At 72.3% G+C, this 4991-nt stretch carries 5 protein-coding genes and 1 pseudogene; 3 read left to right on the forward strand and 3 right to left on the reverse strand.

Features of this window, described 5'->3' with window-relative positions:
- The 3 genes from B7L92_RS28560 to B7L92_RS28570 form a co-directional block, all read left to right on the forward strand.
- On the forward strand, positions 1–657 hold a 657-nt coding region (locus B7L92_RS28560), incomplete at its 5' end, for an extracellular solute-binding protein (protein ID WP_143626390.1).
- 5 nt (positions 658–662) lie between these two features.
- Complete coding sequence (locus B7L92_RS28565) at positions 663–2027, forward strand: ABC transporter permease (RefSeq protein ID WP_081240270.1); 1365 nt, start codon at positions 663–665, stop codon at positions 2025–2027.
- The gene (locus B7L92_RS28570) at positions 2024–2863 is read left to right on the forward strand and encodes a carbohydrate ABC transporter permease (protein WP_081240271.1); all 840 of its coding nucleotides are present in this window, start codon (positions 2024–2026) and stop codon (positions 2861–2863) included. Before B7L92_RS28565 ends, B7L92_RS28570 begins: the two co-directional genes overlap by 4 nt.
- A 71-nt stretch (positions 2864–2934) precedes the next feature.
- Here B7L92_RS28570 and pgl read toward each other — a convergent pair whose 3' ends face one another.
- From pgl to B7L92_RS28585, 3 genes and pseudogenes are all read right to left on the reverse strand, one after another.
- A complete protein-coding gene (gene pgl / locus B7L92_RS28575; RefSeq protein ID WP_081240272.1) occupies positions 2935–3720 on the reverse strand; it encodes a 6-phosphogluconolactonase in 786 nt (261 codons plus the stop codon).
- On the reverse strand, positions 3717–4790 hold the full coding sequence (gene opcA, locus B7L92_RS28580) for a glucose-6-phosphate dehydrogenase assembly protein OpcA (protein ID WP_081240273.1): 1074 nt from the start codon (positions 4788–4790) through the stop codon (positions 3717–3719). The genes pgl and opcA overlap by 4 nt, the downstream gene beginning before the upstream one ends.
- Positions 4787–4991, reverse strand: a pseudogene (locus B7L92_RS28585) (glucose-6-phosphate dehydrogenase); the annotation flags it as partial. The gene opcA and the pseudogene B7L92_RS28585, both read right to left, overlap by 4 nt.

Genomic DNA, 4991 nt, shown 5'->3' on the forward strand with positions numbered 1-4991 from the left:
GCCGCGCACGAGATCAAGTGGACCGACCCGACGGTGGTCGAGGCGCTCACCACGCTCGGCAAGCTCTTCAAGGACAAGCAGCTCATCGAGGGCGGCCAGAAGGGGGCCCTCAACACCGACTTCCCCGGCTCGGTGGAGAAGGTCTTCGGCCCCAAGGCCGAGGCGGCCATGGTCTACGAGGGTGACTTCGTCGCGGGCGTCGCCAAGGACCAGTTCGGGAAGACCATCGGCACCGACGCGAACTTCTTCCCCTTCCCGCCGGTCGGCTCCGGCAAGGCCCCCGTGGTCAGCGGCGGCGACGCGGCCGTCGTCCTCAAGGACGGCAAGAACGCTAAGGCCGGCATGGCGCTCCTGGAGTACCTGGCCACCGCCGAGGCCGCCGCCGTGTGGGCCGAGGCGGGCGGCTTCCTCTCCCCGAACAAGGAGCTGGACCTCGCCTCCTACGGCGACGACGTCACCCGGGCCACCGCCAAGTCCCTGATCGACGCCGGCGACTCGGTCCGCTTCGACATGTCCGACCAGGCCCCGGCGGCCTTCGGCGGCACCAAGGGCGCCGGCGAGTGGAAGATCCTCCAGGACTTCCTGCGCGACCCGTCCGACCCGAAGAAGACCGCGGCCGAGCTCGAGGACGCCGCGGCCAAGGCGTACGGGAACTGACGACCATGACCGCCACACTGGTGAAAGAGGCGGGCCCTCCGGCGCCCGCGCACCCCGGCGGCGCGCGCGGCGGACGCCCGCGCCGCCGGGGGCGGGTCGTCGCCCTGCTGTTCGTGCTCCCCGCGCTGCTCCTGCTGGGCGCGCTGGTGGTGTACCCGGTGCTGTTCTCCGTGGGCCGCAGCCTCTTCGACGCCTCCGGGAACGAGTTCGTGGGCGGCGGCAACTACGCCGAGATGTTCCGCGACCCGACCACCCTCAAGGCCGTCCGGAACACCGCGATCTGGGTCGTCGTCGCCCCCGCCCTGCTCACTGGCCTGGGACTGATCCTGGCCGTGCTGGTGGAGAAGGTCCGCTGGGCCACCGCCTTCAAACTGCTGCTGTTCATGCCGATGGCGGTGTCCTTCCTGGCCGCCGGCATCATCTTCCGGCTCGCCTACGACCAGGACCCGGACAAGGGCGTCCTGAACGCCGCCGCGGTCACCGTCCACGACGCCTTCAAGGGCACCTCGTCCTACCCGGCCGCCCGTGCCCGCGACGACGAGGGCCTGACCCGGCAGGCGGACGGCTCCTACGTCACCGGCGCGGACGTCTCGCCCGGCGGCACGGCGGCGCTGGGCCTGGTCGGCGTCGCCCCCAAGGACCTCCCGGACGACGCCGGCCCCGCCCACGCGGCGGCCTCGCGCCGGGCCGGCGCCGACGAGGTGCGCGGTGTGGTGTACCTCGACTTCACCCCCGGCGGAGGAGGGAAGCCGGGGGTGGTCGACCGGGAGGAGAGCGGACTGCCCGGGATGAAGGTCGAGGCGCTCCGCGACGGCAGGACGGTCGCGAGCACGACCACCGCGTCCGACGGCTCGTTCCGCCTCACCGGCCTGGAGAGCGGCTCGTACGCGCTGAAGCTGCCCGCCGCCAACTTCGCACCGCCCTACGAGGGCATCTCCTGGCTCGGACCGACCCTCGTCACGCCGGCGATCATCGGCGCCTACCTGTGGATCTGGACCGGCTTCGCGATGGTGCTGATCGGGGCCGGCCTGTCCACCCTGCCCCGGGACGCGCTGGAGGCGGCGCGGATGGACGGGGCCAACGAGTGGCAGATCTTCCGCCGCATCACCGTCCCGCTGCTCGCACCGGTGCTCACCGTCGTCTTCGTGACCCTGGTGATCAACGTGATGAAGGTCTTCGACCTCGTCTACATCATCGCGCCCGGGCCCGTGCAGGAGGACGCGACCGTGCTCGCGACACAGATGTGGCTGGTGTCGTTCGGCGGAGGGAACAACCAGGGGCTCGGCAGCGCGCTCGGTGTGCTGCTGCTCCTCCTGGTCGTCCCGGCGATGGTCTTCAACGTCCGCCGTTTCCGAAGGAGTCAGCGATGAACGCGATCCGTCGCGGTCTGAGCAGCGCGGTGGTGCAGGCCTTCCTGGTCGTGATCGGCCTGGTGTGGATGACCCCGCTGGCCGGACTGTTCCTGTCCTCGCTGCGCTCCGCCGAGGACACGGCCGAGGGCGGCTGGTGGACCGTGTTCACCGACCCCGGGCAGCTGTCCTTCGACAACTACGCGGCGCTGCTGGAGAACTCCGGCATGACGCAGGCGTTCTGGAACACCGTGCTGATCTCGGTGCCGACGACCGTCCTGGTCGTGGCCGTCGCCGCGCTCGCCGGATACGCCTTCGCCTGGCTGGACTTCCCGGGACGCGAACCGATCTTCCTGGTCGTGGTCGCGCTGCTGGTCGTCCCCGTCCAGATCGGGCTGCTGCCGGTGGCCAAACTCTTCGGTCAGCTGGGCCTGTTCGGCACCATCCCCGGGGTCGTGCTGTTCCACGTCGCGTACGGGCTGCCGTTCGCGGTGTTCCTGCTGCGGAACTACTTCGCCGAGATGCCCAAGGAGATGCTGGAGGCCGCCCGGATGGACGGCGGCAGCGAGTGGCGCATCTTCACCCGGCTCGTCCTCCCCGTCGGCCGCCCGGCGATCGCCAGCCTCGCCATCTTCCAGTTCCTGTGGGTCTGGAACGACATGCTGGTCGCCCTGCTCTTCGCCGACAGCTCCTCCCAGCCGCTGACGGTGGAACTCCAGTCGCAGATCCGGCAGTTCGGCAGCAACATCGATGTCCTGGCGCCGGGCGCGTTCCTGTCGCTGGTGGTGCCGGTGGTCGTGTTCTTCGCCTTCCAGCGGCACTTCGTGCAGGGGGTGATGGCGGGATCGGTGAAGTGACGCCCGCACCCGTCGAACGCACGGACCCCCGCTCCCTGACGAGGCGGGGGTCCGTGCGTGTGACGGGTGCGTCAGGCCGACGCCGCCGGGTACAGCGAGCGCGGCAGCTGCGACGCCGCCGCCGAGTCCAGCAGCCACAGCGTGCGGGCACGGCCGTACGCGCCCGCGGCCGGGGCCTGGATCTCGCCCGCGCCCGACAGGGCGATCGCCGCCGCCTCGGCCTTGTCCTCGCCGGCCGCGAGCAGCCACACCTCGCGGGCCGCGCGGATCGCCGGGAGGGTGAGGGTCACCCGGGTCGGCGGGGGCTTGGGCGCGCCGTGCACGCCCACCACCGTGCGTTCCGTCTCCCGGACCGCCGGGAGCTCCGGGAAGAGGGAGGCCACGTGCGTGTCCGGGCCGACGCCCAGCATCAGGACGTCGAACGCCGGAACGGGGCCGTGGTTCTCCGGAGCGGCCGCACGGGCCAGCTCCTGGGCGTAGGCGGCCGCCGCCGCGTCCACGTCGGTGCCGTGCGGTCCGTCGGACGCGGGCATGGCGTGCACGCGCTCCGGATCCAGCGGCACCGCGTCGAGCAGCGCCTTCCGGGCCTGGGTGACATTGCGCTCCGGGTCGCCCTCCGGCAGGAACCGCTCGTCGCCCCACCACAGGTCGAGCCGGCCCCAGTCGATCGCGTCCCGGGCCGGGGCCGCCGCCAGCGCGGCCAGCAGGCCGTTGCCGTTGCGGCCACCGGTCAGGACCACGGACGCCGAACCCCGGGAGGCCTGGGCGTCCACGATCTTCGTGATCAGCCGGGCCGCCGCGGCCTGCGCCATCAGCTCCTTGTCGTGGTGCACGACCAGTTGCGGTGTCGTACTCACTTCGCCGCCGTCCTCTTCACCGGTGCCTGCGCCGTCGCCCGGTCCGCGGGACCTTTCGCGACCGACTCGACGGGCGCGGGGACCGCCGCGCGCTCCGACTCCCCTTTGGCCGGCGCCCCACCCGGCCCGTCCGGCGCGTCCGAGGGCTTCTTCAGCCGCTCCACGCCGTAGCGCAGCGCCGACGCGTACGTGTCGTCCGGGTCCAGGCGCCGCAGCTCCTCCGCGATCAGCTCCGCCGTGTCCCGGCGCTTGAGCGCCACCGCGCGCTTGGGCTGGCCCTGGATGGACAGCGTCGCCAGCGAACCGTCGGCACGGTCCAGCACGATCGGGCCGCAGTCGGTGTCCAGGCGGACCGCCGTGAGCCCCGGACCGCTCGACCGCGAGCGCTTCACCGGGACGTCCAGCCGGTCCGCGAGCCACATCGCCAGCAGCTCGCAGCTCGGGTTGAACTCCTCGCCCTCCACCTCGGCGCCCACCACCTGGCAGGCGACCTGGTCCAGGGCCGCGGCCAGCATCGAACGCCACGGCGTGATGCGGGTCCAGGACAGGTCCGTGTCGCCCGGGGTGTAGGCGTCGGCGCGGGCCACCAGTTCCTGGACCGGCCGCTCGCAGGCGTAGGTGTCGGTCACCCGGCGCTGGGCCAGCGCGCCCAGCGGGTCCTTCGCCGGGTCCAGCGGGGCGTTGACCGGCCACCAGACCACCACCGGGGCGTCCGGCAGCAGCAGCGGCAGCACCACCGACTGGGCGTGGTCGACGACCTCGCCGTACAGCCGCAGCACCACCGTCTCGCCGGTGCCCGCGTCCGCGCCCACCCGCACCTCGGCGTCGAGGCGGGACTGCGTGCGGTCGCGGGGCGAGCGGGAGACGCGCCTGATGACCACGAGCATGCGCGAGGGGTGCTCGTGCGAGGCGTCGCCGGCCGCCTTCAGCGCGTCGTAGGCGTTCTCCTCGTCCGTCACGATGACCAGGGTGAGCACCATGCCCACGGCCGGTGTGCCGATGGCCCGGCGGCCCTGCACCAGCGCCTTGTTGATCTTGCTGGCCGTGGTGTCCGTCAGGTCGATCTTCATGGTCGGCGCCAGCTCCGTCCGTCTCGCTCGAGCATTTCGTCCGCCTCGACGGGTCCCCACGTACCGGCCGCGTACTGGGCCGGCCTGCCGTTGGCGTCCCAGTACTCCTCGATCGGGTCGAGGATCTTCCAGGACAGCTCGACCTCCTCCGTGCGCGGGAAGAGGTTGGAGTCGCCGAGCAGGACGTCGAGGATCAGCCGT

The organism is Streptomyces viridosporus (assembly GCF_002078235.1).
Classification (GTDB): domain Bacteria; phylum Actinomycetota; class Actinomycetes; order Streptomycetales; family Streptomycetaceae; genus Streptomyces; species Streptomyces viridosporus.

Coding starts and splice junctions, on each gene's coding strand:
- B7L92_RS28565 (WP_081240270.1), top strand. CDS start 663: ATGACCGCCACACTGGTGAAAGAGGCGGGCCCTCCGGCGCCCGCGCAC.
- B7L92_RS28570 (WP_081240271.1), top strand. CDS start 2,024: ATGAACGCGATCCGTCGCGGTCTGAGCAGCGCGGTGGTGCAGGCCTTC.
- opcA (WP_081240273.1), bottom strand. CDS start 4,790: ATGAAGATCGACCTGACGGACACCACGGCCAGCAAGATCAACAAGGCG.